Origin of the sequence: Acidovorax sp. JG5 (assembly GCF_017939685.1) — a bacterium.
In the GTDB taxonomy this organism is placed as follows: domain Bacteria; phylum Pseudomonadota; class Gammaproteobacteria; order Burkholderiales; family Burkholderiaceae_C; genus Acidovorax.
Map to the genome: position 1 here is coordinate 1 of NZ_JAGKSE010000013.1, position 13,175 is coordinate 13,175.

The following is a 13,175-nucleotide window of genomic DNA, read 5'->3' on the forward strand; positions in this document are numbered from 1 at the left end:
GGTAGCCATCTGCGGTCAACATGGGTTTGCCGTGCGCTTACACTGAAAGCCGGCAGAAAAAAACAGGATCATGGCAATCGACAGGCCGCTGACGGCCGGGCCGTGCCACGGCACCATGTGCGCCATGAAGCTCGGTGCCAGCGATGCATAAAGACCGAAGATGCCGAAAGTGCTGAACGCCCCCAGGCTGGCAATCAGAAACGGGCGGCGCAAGGCGGGTTGCGGCAGCGTGATGCGCGGCAGCCAGTCGTGCAAGGCCAACGGCGCTGGCGCGGCGGCCGGGGCTGCGCGGGGCACCTGCACCTGGTACAGCGCATAGATCGCCAGCACCCCCAGCACCACGCTGGGCGCATAGGCCGTCACCAGCGGCAGCGGCACCCACTGGGCCATCAGCCCGCCCACCAGCGGCCCCAGGCCAAAGCCCAGCGCCATGGCAAAACTCGTCATGGCCGAGGCGCGCAGCACATTGCTGCTGCGGTTGAGCTGCGTGAGACCGATGGACGCCGAGGTGGTGATCATTCCCGAGGCAATACCGATCAACACACGGCTGGCCACGAACGACGCCACGCTCCAGGCCAGCGCCGACAGCAACACGCCGGCCGTGACCAGCACCAGGCCAAGGCGCAGCACCGGCAAGAAACCGAACCGGTCGCTCAGCCGCCCCAGAAACAGCAGGCTGGCCAGCGCCCCGAACATGTAGGCCACATAAATGCCCGTGATGTGGCTGGGCTGCAGGCCCCAGCGGGCCTGGTACAGCGGATACAGCGGGCTGGCCAGGGCAGTGCCCATGACCCCCACGCACATGGCAAAACAGACCCAGGCAAACGGAGGCCAATGACGTTGCATAAGCGGTAAATGGACAGTGGACAGGCCGCGAAAGCGGCTGTGTTCGTAAAAAGAAAAATCAGGCTTGAGCGCTTACGAATAAAGCGCCAGAAGCTATTATTTTAATAGCGAATTGAAACAGGGCACGCCACGATGCGGCAGGCCTTGCCGCTGCGCCCCCGGGGCACGGGCAGGCCCAGCTCTTGCAGCACACGCAGCCGGTGCACGCCCTGGGTCTTGGCAAAGGCCTGGAGCGCAGTGCAGCAGCGTGCCATGGCGGCCTGCCCTGCCTCGCCCGTCGCAGGCAGGCGCAGCACCAGCGTGTGCTCGTCCTGCTGGCGCAGATGAAAGTCGAACACGCCCGCGTCGTCCTCCAGCACGGTGGACAAGGCCATGGGCAGCAGCGTCACCGACCGGCCATCGCGCCCCGCCATGTGCAAGAGGTCGTCGTGGCGCCCCTGCACCACCATCACCGGCAACGGCGAGCCACAGCCACAGCGCCCGGCCAGCAGCGTGATCTGGTCGCCCAGGTCGTAGCGGATGAGGGGCTGCACCGTGTTGGCCAGGTTGGTCAGCAGCACGCTGCAGGCCGGCTGGCCTGCAGGCACGGGGCGGTGGTGCTCATCCACCGGCTCCAGGATCACCCAGTCGGCATTCAGGTGCATGTGGCCGTGGGCGCACTCCCAGCCCATGGTGAGGAATTCCGACGCACCGTAGCTGTTGCGCACCGGGCAGCCCAACCCCCGCTCGATGTAGGAGCGCACGGCGGGGCGGAGCGTTTCACCGCCGGTCCACACCTCTTGCGGCGCGATGCGCAAGGCACCACGGCCCGCCTCGTCGGCCAGCAGCGCGGCAGCGGTGGGGTAGGTGGCAAGCACCGTGGGCGCGAAGTCGTTGAGGGCGGCCACCAATTCAGCCGCTGGCACCTGGATGGAAAAACTGCGCGTGCTGCCCGCCAGCCAGGGGTTGAGCGTGCGCATGCGCTGCACTGAAACATAGCTGGCGAAATGCCCGCTGGTGGCCCCAACGAAGGCAATGCGCTCGGACAGGCACAGCGGGTCCAGCCAACGCACCAGTGGGCGCGGTGCGCAGCGGCGCAGTGCCTCGAGCGCGTCATACACGGCCATGGCCTGCGCGTCCTGCACAAAGATGCCCGGCCGGCCGCTGGTGCCCGAGCTTTCCCACACCATGTAGCGGCCCTGCCAGGGCTCGGCGATGCGCGCGGGGTCGGCAGTGAAGGCGCGCAGCCCATCGAGCGTGAGGCACGGGTCGGTCACCCAATCGTCAAAGCGCTCCATCAGTTGGCAGCGCGTCACCACCGGCAACGACGACAGTGGCGTGCGCGCCGAAATGTCGGGGCCCAGCAGTTCGCGGTAAAGGCGCGAGCCCTTCAGCGCTGCCTCCAGCACCAGCGCCAGCCGCGCCTGCTGGCGCCGCAGCAAGCCCTGCGGCGTATCGCGGTTGGCGGCCATGATGTCCATCGACACCGCCGACAGACGCAGCGGGTCGAATACGGTGCTCATGGCGGCGCCGCTCCGGCCGGCCAGCCCACGGTCGGCGCCAGCGCCATTTTGGTCAGCGGGTTCATGTGCACTCCTTGTACAGAGTTCAACCGGCTGCCATCAGAACACAGCGCCGCGCCCCTGCCTACCGACATGGCGCAAGCTTGCGCTGCCGGCGGACGATTCACGCACCCAGGAATTTTAGATAAAAAGCGGCTCTAGCGCTTTAACCATAAGCGCCAGCAGCTATCAATTCAGTAGTATCCAACGCGACGCCGCCAACGCATAACCGCAGCCGCTGGTCAAGAACTTCAGCCGCGCCCCAGGGCTTTTTCCACGCCGCGGTTGGCCAGGGCATCAGCGCGCTCGTTGCCCGGATCACCCGAATGCCCCCGCACCCAGCGCCAGTCGATGCGGTGCCCGGCGTTGGTGACCAGCGCATCCAGGCGCTGCCACAGCTCGACGTTTTTCACCGGCTGTTTGGCGGCGGTGCGCCAGCCGCGCGCCTTCCAGCCGTGGATCCATTCGGTGATGCCCTTGCGCACATATTCGCTGTCGAGGTACAGCGTCACCGCGCAAGGCCGCTTGAGCGCGGACAGCGCCTCGATGACAGCGGTCAGTTCCATGCGGTTGTTGGTGGTGCCGAGTTCGCCGCCAAAGAGCTCTTTTTCGGTGGCGCCGGAGCGCAGCAACACGCCCCAGCCGCCAGGGCCCGGATTGCCCTTGCAGGCGCCATCGGTGTATATCTCAATCTGATTCAAACTTTTTTCCTGTCTGTGGTGCCCGACGCAGCGGTGGGCACCCGGCTGGTGCGGTGGGAGGGTGTTCCGGCGGCACCGCGGTTGGCCACGGGCACCGACGCGGCGGCACGCTGCGGGGCTGTGCGCCAGGCGGGTTCGAGCAGGCGCATGCCATGCACGCGCTTGACGGCCACCAAAAAATACGCGGCCCCGAGTATCGGCCACCATTGCTCGCCCAAACGGTCCATCCAGGCAAATCTTTCCAGCCAGTGGCTGCTGCGCACGGCGGGCCGATAGCAGCCAAACTGGGCCGATTCGACCTCGAAGCTCAGCAGCCGCAGCCAATCACGCAGCCGCCGGTAGCCGATGAATTCGCCCGCGTCCGGCAAAAACAGCCGGCCCCGCCCCAGGCGCTGGTAAAGCCGCGCCCGGTGCTGGCGCAAGGCCCACAGGCTGACAGGATTCAGCCCGCAAATCACCACCCGCCCCTCGGGCACCAGCACCCGCTCGACCTCGCGCAGCGCGGCATGCGGGTCCACGCTCTGCTCGAGCGTGTGGGGCAGCAAGATGAGGTCCAGGCTGTTGTCCGCAAAGGGCAGCGCCACCGGGTCGGCCAGCAGGGCCAGCAGGCGCAGGGCATCGGGCCCGGCGGCGCCCGTGGTTGGCTGGGGGGTGGCGGCGCGGGCGCCGGGTAGCAGGGCCATGCCCTCTTCGCCCAGTGCCAGCCACTGGTGGGGTATGCGGTTGGCGCGCAGGCCGTCGAGCATCGGGATGCCGATCTGCAGGCCGTGGTAGCCAAAAATGTCCGCCACCGCCTCGTCACAGCGCTCTTGCTCCCAGGCCAGCAGGTAACGGCCGGGGGGGGAGTCGAACCAGTGGTGCAAACTTATAATTGGATGGATCATGAACCTGCTTGCGCTGCCCGCCTTTGCCGACAACTACATCTGGATGCTGCACGACGGTCGGCAGGCGATTGTGGTGGACCCCGGCGACGCTACGCCCGTATTGCAAACCCTGCAAGCACAGGGACTGCAATTGCAGGCCATTCTAGTCACGCACCACCACGCCGATCATGTGGGCGGCGTCGATGCCTTGCGCGCAGCCACCGGCGCACAGGTGTACGGCCCCGCGCGCGAGCGCATCCCCGAGCCGCTGGTGCGCCTGGCGCAGGATGACACCGTGGACCTGCTGGGCCTGCGGTTTTCGGTGCTGGATGTTCCGGGCCACACGGCTGGCCACATCGCCTATTACTGCCCCGACCTGGACGGTGCCCCCCTGCTTTTTTGCGGGGACACCCTTTTCTCGGGCGGCTGCGGGCGCATTTTTGAAGGCACGCCCGCGCAGATGCTGGCATCCCTCGACCAGTTGGCCAAACTGCCGGGCAACACCCGCGTATGCTGCACCCACGAATACACGCTCTCCAACCTGCGATTCGCACGCGCGGTGGAGCCTGGCAACCAGGCGCTGCGCGATTACAGCAGCCACTGCGAAAACCTGCGCGCCCAGCAACAGCCCACGCTGCCATCGCACATGGCGCTGGAACGTGACATCAACCCTTTTCTGCGGGTCCGCGAAACCGCGGTCGCTGCAGCCGCCCAGGGCTTCGATGCCCAGGTCCAACCACAAGACGCCGTGGCGGTGTTTGCCGCCCTGCGCCAATGGAAAAACGACTTCTGATGAAAATTCTGCGCTTCGCCTGCCTTGCAGGACTGCTGTGGCTGACCGGCTGCGCCACCACGGGCACCACCACCGACAGCCAAGGCAACACCGATCCGTCGTCTTCGGGCACCACCACCCGCAGCCACACCCCCCTCATCCCCAACGGGCCGCTGAGCCCGATCACTTCCGGCCGGGCCAGCGGCAGCCAGGTGGCTTCGCTGTCCACGCCCGCCGACCTGTGGGAGCGCATTCGCCGCGGCTTTGCCATGCCCGACCTGCAGCACGAACTGGTGCAGGACCGCGAGCAGTGGTACGCCAGCCGCCCCGACTACATGCAGCGCATGACCGAGCGGTCCAGCAAATACCTGTTCCACATTGTCGAAGAGCTGGAACGCCGGGGCATGCCCACCGAGCTGGCACTGCTGCCCTACATCGAGAGCGCCTTCAATCCGCAGGCCGTGTCCAGCGCCAAGGCCGCCGGCATGTGGCAGTTCATGCCCGCCACCGGCAATTATTTTGACCTCAAGCAAAACGCCTTTCGCGACGACCGCCGCGATGTGCTGGCATCGACCCGCGCCGCCCTTGACTACCTGCAAAAGCTGCACGGCATGTTTGGCGACTGGCACCTGGCCCTGGCCGCCTACAACTGGGGCGAAGGCAGCGTGGGCCGCGCCATTGCCAAGAACCAGAAGGCAGGCCTGGGCACCGGCTACACCGACCTGAACATGCCCGCCGAGACGCGGCTGTATGTGCCTAAGCTGCAGGCCGTCAAGAACATCGTGGCCAACCCCGAGGCGTTTCGCACCGAGTTGCCGCTGATCGAAAACCACCCTTATTTCCAGACGGTGGACATCACCCACGACATCGATGTGGCCGTGGTGGCCCAGCTGGCCGGGATCCGCGAAGCAGATTTTCGGGCCCTGAACCCGGCGTTCCACCGCCCCACCATTTTTGCCGCTGGAACCCCCCAGATCCTGCTGCCCTGGGACAACGCGCGCGTGTTCCAGCGCAACCTGGAGGCCAAGAACCAGGGGCAATACGCCAGCTGGACGGTGTGGTCGGTGCCCACCACCATGAGCGTGGCCGAGGCCGCCCAGCGCACCGGCATGGGCGAAGCCGACCTGCGCAGCCTCAACAACATCCCGCCGCGCATGCTGATCAAGGCGGGCTCGGCACTGATGGTGCCCCGCACCACCACCACCCGCCAGGACGTGTCGGCCCACCTGGCAGACAACGGCCAGCTGGCCCTCACCCCCGAAATCGTCACCCGCCGCACCACGGTGCGTGCCGGCAAGCGCGACACCGTGCGCAGCATTGCACAGCGCTACCGCGTCAGCGCCGACCATGTGGCGGACTGGAACGATGTGAAGGCCAGCGCCGCCTTCAAGGCCGGCCAGCAGGTGGTGATGTTCTTGCCCGTGCGCATGGGCCAGGGCGCCTCGACAAGCCGCAGCGCCAGCCGCAAGCCCAACCTGAAAGCCACCGCTTCCGCTCCCACGCGCAAGGGTGGCAAGCCCGCCAGAAAGCGGCGCTGAGAGAACATGTTGACGATCGTCCAGGAGCCCCTGCGAAATCGTCAACAGGCTCTGAAGTGCGAGCACAGTGCGAAGACGCGGGCTGTGCTGCGATGGGCTCAAACCCCGAATTTCTCCCGCGCCTTGCGGGCCAGGTCGTTGGTATAGCTGCGCTGCAGGCTGGCCCGTGGGCCGGCCATGCCCGGATAGATCTTGGCAAGCGCCCGCAAGGCCGTTGCCGGGCCGTCCTCGGGCATGAGTCCATGGGGCGAAAACGTCTCGCGCACCCGGTTGAATGCCGCCAGATAGACGGCCCTGTTACCCAGCAGGTCACTGGCGGGCACCGCCCTGACCAGATCCGCCGGCGCAGCAGTTTGCAGCCATTTAAGTGCGTGCACCATGGCGTTGGCCAGCGCTTGCGCCACCAGCGGCTCCTTTTGCAGAAATGCCTGGGGGGCATACAGGCAACTGGCTGGCATGGCACCGCCAAACACCTCCTGCGCGGCATTGAGCGTGCGCAGGTCACTGACCAGGCGCACCTCGCCCCGCTGCTCCAGCAGTGCCATGATCGGATCGGCATGGCACAACGCATGGATGTGACCCGAGCGCAGAGCCGCCAGGGCGGTAGCACCGGCGCCCACACCCACAAAAGACACCTCGCGCACATCCACACCCGCACGCGCCAGCAGCACGCTTGCCATCACCTGGGTGGATGAGCCCGGGGCCGAGACACCGATGCGCCGCCCCCGCAGATCGGCTGGCCCGCGGTAGCCCGGCAGCGCCCGCACAGACACCCCCAGCGCCTGCTGCGGCGCCCGCCCTTGCAGCACGAAAGCGCGGTAATCCTGGCCCCGGCTTTGCTGGCGCAGGGTGTGTTCATAAGCCCCCGAGCAGACCTGGGCCACACCGTTGCGCACCGCCTGCAAAGCCAGGGCGCCACCGGCGAAGTCCTGCACCACGACATCCAGCCCCTCGGCCTGGAAAAAACCCAGCCGGTCCGCAATGGTCAGGGGCAGGTGGTACAGCACGGCCTGCCCGCCCACGGCAATAGTGATACGCCCCGCCGCAGTGCCTGGCGCCTGCGCCCAAGATGCCGGCGCGCACGCCGCCACTGCCGACAATGCGGACAGGGCACCAAAGGCGCGACGGCTGACAGGAGGAACGGGCATGGAAAAAAGAAAAGAGCAGACATTGCTGCAACGCAACAATCGTGCCGCAGCGTCTGCATGGACGCATCAGGGCATCCCCTGAGGATTTCTACGTATTGCCGTGCAGGCCGCAGCCCGCAGGCGTCACCGGTAGCCGATGAAGAAAATGGCGACATTCACCAGGAAAGCCGCGCCCCACACCGCGCTGCGGGCCCTGGGCATGTCCGCGACATACATCATGATGTAGAAAATGCGCAGCATGATGAACAGGAAGGCGAGGATGTCGAGCAAGGTCTGCCCTGCCCCCAACTGGTGCGCAATGAGGACGGCGCCCACAAAGAAGGGCAGCGCCTCGAAACTGTTGGCCTGCGCTGCGTTGGCGCGGGCATGCCAGTCGGACTGGCGGGCCATCCAGGCACGCGGGTCGTGGTTGTCATAGCCGCCCGCGCGCCGCGACTTGCCAAAACCGCCACTCTTGGCCAGCCCGGCGCACACCAGGGGCAGCAGCACGGCCATGAACACGCACCAGTAGGCCACCGTGAAACGCGCTACATGCAAGGAGTTCATTTTTACGCTCAAACAGTTCTAGCGCAGCACCGACAAGCGCTGTACGCTATTAATTCGGGAGTATTCTAGCGGCGGCGAAGCTACCTGCGGTCCACCAGCGCATGCGCGATGGTGCCCAGATCTACATATTCCAGCTCGCTGCCCACGGGCACGCCCCGCGCCAGCCGTGTGACATGCAGGCCCCGGCTCTTGAGCGCCTCGCTGATCACATGGGCCGTGGCCTCGCCCTCGGCGTTGAAGTTGGTGGCCAGAATCACCTCCTGCACCACGCCGTTGGTAGCACGCTCCATGAGTTTTTGCAGGCCGATTTCCTTGGGCCCGATGCCGTCGAGCGGGCTGAGCCGCCCCATCAGCACAAAATACAACCCCTTGAAAGCGCCTGTGCGCTCCAGCGCCGACTGGTCCGCCGGTGTTTCGACCACGCACAGCCGCGTGGCGTCACGCTCGGGGTCCAGGCAGGTGCTGCACACCTCGGCCTCGGTGAAGGTGTGGCACAGCGTGCAGTGGTGCACCGACCCCACGGCCTCCTGCAGCGCCCGCGAAAGCGCCAGTGCGCCGTCGCGGTCGTGCTGCAACAGATGAAACGCCATGCGCTGCGCAGACTTCACCCCCACCCCCGGCAAGCGGCGCAGGGCCTGGATCAAGACTTCGAGGGAGTTGGTGGTGGACATGGGCGGAGGGGCAATTCGGGTGACAGTGTGGGAGGTGTGCGGAGCCAGGCTTCGACAAGCCTGTCCTGAGCCCGTCGAAGGGCTCAGCCCGAACGGCAGTTGGGGTACGCGGCTCAGCTTGTATCCCCTCAATAACCCCGCCCTCAAGGGCGTAGCGAGCGGGATGAGCTGCTAGGCGGACGGAGCACAGGAACCGGAACGTACTTCCTGTACGTGAGGATTCCGAGCACCGCCCAACGACGCAGATCGCCCGCTCGGTAGCCAGAGCATCAGAAAGGGAATTTCATGCCGCCGGGGAGGCCTGGCATCCCTTGCGTGAGCTTGCCCATCTTCTCCGCCGAAGTTTCTTCCGCCTTGCGCACCGCGGCATTGAACGCCGCCGCCACCAGGTCTTCCAGCATGTCCTTGTCTTCGGCCAGAAGGCTCGGGTCGATGGTGATGCGCTTGACGTCGTGCTTGCAGGTCATCAGCACCTTCACCAGGCCGGCGCCCGATTCGCCTTCCACCTCGATGAAAGCCAGCTCGTCCTGGGCCTTTTTCAGGTTGTCCTGCATGGCCTGGGCTTGCTTCATGAGGCCGGCGAGTTGTCCCTTGTTGAACATGGTGTGGTTTCCTTTTCGTTTCTGTGGAATGGTTTGAATGGTGGTTTTCGATCATGCAGGCTTGATGCTGCCCGGCACGATTTTCGCGCCGTAGTCGCGCACCAGCGACTGCACGTAGGGGTCGTTCATCACGATGTCTTCAGCCACGCGCTGGCGCTCGGCGGCGGCAGCGGCATTGCGGCGGGCGGGGCTGTCAATCACCACGCCCAGTTCCACGCTGATCTGGCTGGCATGGCCCGCAGCCTCCAGCGCGGCGCGCAGGCGCTCGCGGGCCTGGGGCTGGTTGAGCGATTCGCGCTCCACGCGCAGCAGCCAGTGGCCCGCATCACGCGCCACCAGTTGGGACTGCAGGGCCAGCTCGCGCACCAGGGCGGTAATGGCCTCGGCCGCCACGAGTTGTTGCACGATGCCGTGCCACACATCGCCTTCTTCGGTGGGGGTGTAGCGGGCCGAGGCCGGCACCGGCGTGGAATGCGCATGGGGTTGCAGGCGCGCGCCAGGTTCTGGCGCCATGCGCACCGGTATTGCTACAAATTCAGGAGCTGATTGCGCTTGCTGCAATGGGGCTACAGGCTCTTTTTGCTCAAACCCATTGCCGCTGCGCACGGGCATGGCGATGGCAGCGGGCATGGCGGCCACCACCGCGGGCGCCTGCGAGGATTGCACAACAGGTTGCGCGACAGGCTCTGCTATCGAATAAGTAGCTGATTGCGCCTGCAGGACAGGCGCTAGCGCCTTGTTTTGTTCATAAACTGGTTGCGTGGGCCCGTCTTGCGGCTGCGCCTGCGACGGGCTTGGCGCGACGGGTGCGACACCTGCCGCAGCGGTGCGGGACCCCGGTTCAGCCGCGCCGGGAGGCGCTTCAGGCCGCGTCAGAGTTTTTTTTTCAGCCGGGTCACCAGGGGGCTTGAAGGCCAGCAGACGCAGCAGCACCATGGTCAGCGCCGCGTATTCGTCCGGTGCCAGGCCCAGTTCACCGCGCCCGTGCAGGCACAGGCTGTAGAGCAGCTGGGTTTCGTCGGCGGGCATCAGCGCGGCCAGGCGGGCGGTTTCCAAGGCCTCGGGGTCGTCGGCATCCACGGCGCCCGCCATCTGCGGCACGGCCTGGAACACGGCCATGCGCTGCAGCACGGCGCTCATCTCTTCGAGCGTGGAGGCGGCAGACAGTCCATTGAGGCGCAGCGTGTCCGAGGTTTCCACCACGGTCTTGCCATCGCCCTGGGCCAGCGCATCAATCAGCCGGAACACGTACGAGCGGTCCACCGCGCCCAGCATCTGGCGCACGGCGGCTTCCTGCAGCTGGCCGCTGCCAAAGGCGATGGCCTGGTCGGTGAGTGACAGCGCATCGCGCATGGAGCCCCGCGCCGCGCGCGAGAGCAGGCGCAGGGCCTGCGGCTCGGCCGACACGTTCTCGGCCGCCAGCACCTGCGTGAGGTGCGAGAGCACCGTCTCGGGCGCCATGGGGCGCAGGTTGAACTGCAGGCAGCGGCTCAGCACTGTGACCGGCACCTTCTGCGGGTCGGTCGTGGCCAGCACGAACTTGAGGTACTCGGGCGGCTCTTCCAGCGTCTTGAGCATGGCGTTGAACGCCGTGTTCGTGAGCATGTGCACTTCGTCGATCATGAAGACCTTGAAGCGGCCCTGCACGGGCTTGTACACCGCCTGCTCCAGCAGGCTCTGCACCTCGTCCACACCGCGGTTCGAGGCGGCATCGAGCTCGGTGTAGTCGGGAAAGCGCCCACTGTCGATATCCGTGCACGCCGAGCACACGCCACAGGGCGTGGCGGTGATGCCGCCAGTGCCATCCGGCCCCTGGCAGTTGAGCGACTTGGCCAGGATGCGCGACACCGTCGTCTTGCCCACGCCGCGCGTACCGGTGAACAGGTAGGCATGGTGCAGGCGCTGGGTGTTGAGCGCATTGGTGAGGGCCTGCACCACATGCTCCTGCCCCACCATTTCGGTGAAATTGCGGGGGCGGTACTTGCGGGCGAGCACGAGATAGGACATGGGGGTGATTCTATGGCCCATAGCCCCCCTGCCCTCCGATACCGGCGCGCCCAAGACCGGAGATGCCGCGCAAGGGCCGCCCCGCCGCGCTGGCATCGTCCCCCTTCCCGAATTGCGAAGCAATTCGAGAGAAGGGGGAAGGCGCGAAGCGCCACAGGGGGTAGAATCTGATCCTGACGGGCCTCCCCGCATGGTGAAGCGGCCAACCGGGTCAGGTGGGGAACCAAGCAGCCCTAACTGTGGAGCCAGTGCCGGGGGTAAGGCTCGTCAACTTCTTCTTTCTTTTTGCGCTGTCGCGCAAAAAATCCCCTCCCAAGCATCTCTTTCGCCTTGTTTGCGGTGAGCCGCTTGGCTCGCACAAAGTCCGCGCACTCAGAGTCTGAGAGTTTTTTGCGCGGGTCCGAGCAGCGTGCCACAACGCAGCCGATCTAGGCGCAAAGCACAGCCATAGCTCGGGCTATGGCGCGCATTTGCAACGACGAGCGGGTGCGTTTTGGCGTGATGAGCGGGCATGCGCAAAANGCCAGGCTCCCCCAACGCCTTCTCATGCCCCTGCGGGCTACTCCTGTCCCAGCCAGCGCAGCGCGCCCTCGCCCGCCACACGGCCGCTGGCCAGGCTGGCCGTGAGCAGGTAGCCACCGGTGGGCGCCTCCCAATCCAGCATCTCGCCCGCGCAGAACACGCCGGGCGCGGCGCTTGCCATGAGGTGCTCGTCCAGCGCTTCGAACACCACGCCGCCCGCGCTGCTGATGGCCTCGTCCAGCGGGCGGGTTGCCACCACGGTGATGGGCAGCGCCTTGATGGCGTGGGCCAAGGCCACGGGGTCATTCATGCCGTCCTTGCCCAGGTGTTCGTACAGGATGCCGGCCTTGATGCCGTCCAGGCCGAGGCGGCTCTTAAGGTGGCTCGACAGCGACCGCGATCCGCGTGGGTGGCGCACCTCGACCAGCACGCGCTCGGGCGCATGGTCGGGCAGCAGATCGAGGTGGAACGTGGCGTGGCCATGGGCCTCGATCTCGTCGCGCAGCAGCTGCGCGGCGGCATAGACCAGGCTGCCCTCCACCCCGGTGGCTGTGACGACAAACTCGCCCCGGCGGTCAAAGCTGCGGCCCTGGCTGTCGGTGAAGCTGAGCGCCACGGTCTTGAACGGCTGGCCCGCAAAACGCTCGGCAAAATGCGGCGTCCAGCCCACGGCCGGCGTGGGCGTGCGGCCGATCAGCTCCTGCAAAAACGCACGGCGGGTTTCGCCCACGGGCGCATCGGCACGCAACACATCAAAGCCGCAATTGGCCGGCCGCAGTGGCGCCACGGCCACGCCGCGCTGCGTCAGCAGCGGCACCCAGGCGCCATCGGACCCCAGGCGCGCCCAGCTGCCGCCGCCCAGCGCCAGCACTACCGCGCGGGCCGCGACCCGCACCTCGCCGGCGGGCGCGGCAAAACGCAGCGCACCACTGCCGGCGCCCTCTGAACCGCCATCGGCCCAGCCCAGCCAGCGGTGGCGCATATGAAACTGCACGCCCTGCGTGCGCAAGCGCTGCAGCCAGGCTCGCAGCAGGGGCGCGGCTTTCATGTCGGCCGGGAACACACGGCCCGATGTGCCCACGAAGGTCTCCACGCCCAGCCCTTGCGCCCAGGCGCGCACCTCGGGGCCGCCGAAGGCCTGGATCAGCGGCTCGATCTGCGGCTGGCGCCCGGCGTAGCGGCTGGCAAAAGGCCCGTGCGGCTCGGAATGCGTGAGGTTGAGCCCGCCCTTGCCAGCCAGCAGAAATTTGCGTCCCACCGAGGGCATGGCGTCAAACAGATGCACCACCACCCCTGCCTGCGCCAGCACCTCGGCCGCCATCAGCCCGGCGGGGCCGCCGCCCACGATGGCGACATCGCAGTGCAAAGGCGTGGCCGCCTCGGTTGCCAGGGGGGTGGGTGCATTCATGGGGAAAACC

General features: G+C 66.6%; 11 protein-coding genes, 1 other RNA gene and 1 pseudogene. 3 read left to right on the top strand and 10 right to left on the bottom strand.

The features are described from left to right. Positions 1–42: 42 nt before the first annotated feature. The 4 genes and pseudogenes from J8G26_RS13340 to J8G26_RS13355 form a co-directional block, all read right to left on the bottom strand. Positions 43–804 (bottom strand): annotated as a pseudogene (locus J8G26_RS13340) (MFS transporter); the annotation flags it as partial. A gap of 143 nt (positions 805–947) precedes the next feature. Beyond that, positions 948–2,348: a phenylacetate--CoA ligase family protein gene (locus J8G26_RS13345; RefSeq protein ID WP_210569486.1), complete on the bottom strand. Its 1,401-nt coding sequence runs from the start codon at positions 2,346–2,348 to the stop codon at positions 948–950. 290 nt (positions 2,349–2,638) lie between these two features. Further along, positions 2,639–3,088 carry a ribonuclease HI gene (gene rnhA, locus J8G26_RS13350; RefSeq protein ID WP_087744915.1) on the bottom strand — a complete coding sequence of 150 codons (450 nt, stop codon included), beginning with the start codon at positions 3,086–3,088 and terminating at the stop codon, positions 2,639–2,641. After that, positions 3,085–3,972 (bottom strand): methyltransferase domain-containing protein, encoded by an 888-nt coding sequence (locus tag J8G26_RS13355; protein ID WP_087744911.1) that lies wholly within the window; start codon positions 3,970–3,972, stop codon positions 3,085–3,087. Before J8G26_RS13355 ends, rnhA begins: the two co-directional genes overlap by 4 nt. Between J8G26_RS13355 and gloB the strand changes: the two genes are divergently transcribed. Together gloB and J8G26_RS13365 are read left to right on the top strand one after the other, a co-directional pair. Continuing rightward, complete coding sequence (gene gloB / locus J8G26_RS13360) at positions 3,971–4,744, top strand: hydroxyacylglutathione hydrolase (protein ID WP_210569487.1); 774 nt, start codon at positions 3,971–3,973, stop codon at positions 4,742–4,744. The genes J8G26_RS13355 and gloB overlap by 2 nt on opposite strands. After that, positions 4,744–6,261 carry a transglycosylase SLT domain-containing protein gene (locus J8G26_RS13365; protein WP_210569489.1) on the top strand — a complete coding sequence of 506 codons (1,518 nt, stop codon included), beginning with the start codon at positions 4,744–4,746 and terminating at the stop codon, positions 6,259–6,261. Before gloB ends, J8G26_RS13365 begins: the two co-directional genes overlap by 1 nt. A 98-nt stretch (positions 6,262–6,359) precedes the next feature. Here the strand turns inward: J8G26_RS13365 and J8G26_RS13370 are convergent, their stop codons facing one another. From J8G26_RS13370 to dnaX, 5 genes are all read right to left on the bottom strand, one after another. Next, positions 6,360–7,409, bottom strand: coding sequence for an ABC transporter substrate-binding protein (locus J8G26_RS13370; protein ID WP_210569491.1), 1,050 nt, complete (start codon positions 7,407–7,409; stop codon positions 6,360–6,362). Positions 7,410–7,532: 123 nt separating this feature from the next. After that, positions 7,533–7,955 (bottom strand): MAPEG family protein, encoded by a 423-nt coding sequence (locus J8G26_RS13375; protein ID WP_210569492.1) that lies wholly within the window; start codon positions 7,953–7,955, stop codon positions 7,533–7,535. Between the two features lie 80 nt (positions 7,956–8,035). Beyond that, entirely contained in the window at positions 8,036–8,626 is a 591-nt protein-coding gene (gene recR, locus J8G26_RS13380) for a recombination mediator RecR (RefSeq protein WP_087744901.1), read from the bottom strand. 269 nt (positions 8,627–8,895) lie between these two features. Continuing rightward, entirely contained in the window at positions 8,896–9,228 is a 333-nt protein-coding gene (locus J8G26_RS13385) for a YbaB/EbfC family nucleoid-associated protein (RefSeq protein ID WP_010457931.1), read from the bottom strand. A 51-nt stretch (positions 9,229–9,279) separates the two neighbouring features. Continuing rightward, on the bottom strand, positions 9,280–11,235 hold the full coding sequence (gene dnaX / locus J8G26_RS13390) for a DNA polymerase III subunit gamma/tau (protein ID WP_210569493.1): 1,956 nt from the start codon (positions 11,233–11,235) through the stop codon (positions 9,280–9,282). 175 nt (positions 11,236–11,410) lie between these two features. On the opposite strand from dnaX, the gene ffs reads away from it, so the two are divergent. Then, positions 11,411–11,507, top strand: an RNA gene (gene ffs / locus J8G26_RS13395) — signal recognition particle sRNA small type. A gap of 287 nt (positions 11,508–11,794) precedes the next feature. Here ffs and J8G26_RS13400 read toward each other — a convergent pair. Then, positions 11,795–13,165 (bottom strand): TIGR03862 family flavoprotein, encoded by a 1,371-nt coding sequence (locus J8G26_RS13400; RefSeq protein ID WP_210569494.1) that lies wholly within the window; start codon positions 13,163–13,165, stop codon positions 11,795–11,797. Positions 13,166–13,175: the final 10 nt, after the last annotated feature.

What these genes read in the sequence shown, in the direction of transcription:
- J8G26_RS13345 (WP_210569486.1), bottom strand. Translation starts at nt 2,348, where the DNA reads ATGAGCACCGTATTCGACCCGCTGCGTCTGTCGGCGGTGTCGATGGAC.
- J8G26_RS13375 (WP_210569492.1), bottom strand. Translation starts at nt 7,955, where the DNA reads ATGAACTCCTTGCATGTAGCGCGTTTCACGGTGGCCTACTGGTGCGTG.
- J8G26_RS13365 (WP_210569489.1), top strand. Translation starts at nt 4,744, where the DNA reads ATGAAAATTCTGCGCTTCGCCTGCCTTGCAGGACTGCTGTGGCTGACC.
- dnaX (WP_210569493.1), bottom strand. Translation starts at nt 11,235, where the DNA reads ATGTCCTATCTCGTGCTCGCCCGCAAGTACCGCCCCCGCAATTTCACC.
- gloB (WP_210569487.1), top strand. Translation starts at nt 3,971, where the DNA reads ATGAACCTGCTTGCGCTGCCCGCCTTTGCCGACAACTACATCTGGATG.
- recR (WP_087744901.1), bottom strand. Translation starts at nt 8,626, where the DNA reads ATGTCCACCACCAACTCCCTCGAAGTCTTGATCCAGGCCCTGCGCCGC.
- J8G26_RS13400 (WP_210569494.1), bottom strand. Translation starts at nt 13,165, where the DNA reads ATGAATGCACCCACCCCCCTGGCAACCGAGGCGGCCACGCCTTTGCAC.
- J8G26_RS13385 (WP_010457931.1), bottom strand. Translation starts at nt 9,228, where the DNA reads ATGTTCAACAAGGGACAACTCGCCGGCCTCATGAAGCAAGCCCAGGCC.
- J8G26_RS13370 (WP_210569491.1), bottom strand. Translation starts at nt 7,409, where the DNA reads ATGCCCGTTCCTCCTGTCAGCCGTCGCGCCTTTGGTGCCCTGTCCGCA.
- J8G26_RS13355 (WP_087744911.1), bottom strand. Translation starts at nt 3,972, where the DNA reads ATGATCCATCCAATTATAAGTTTGCACCACTGGTTCGACTCCCCCCCC.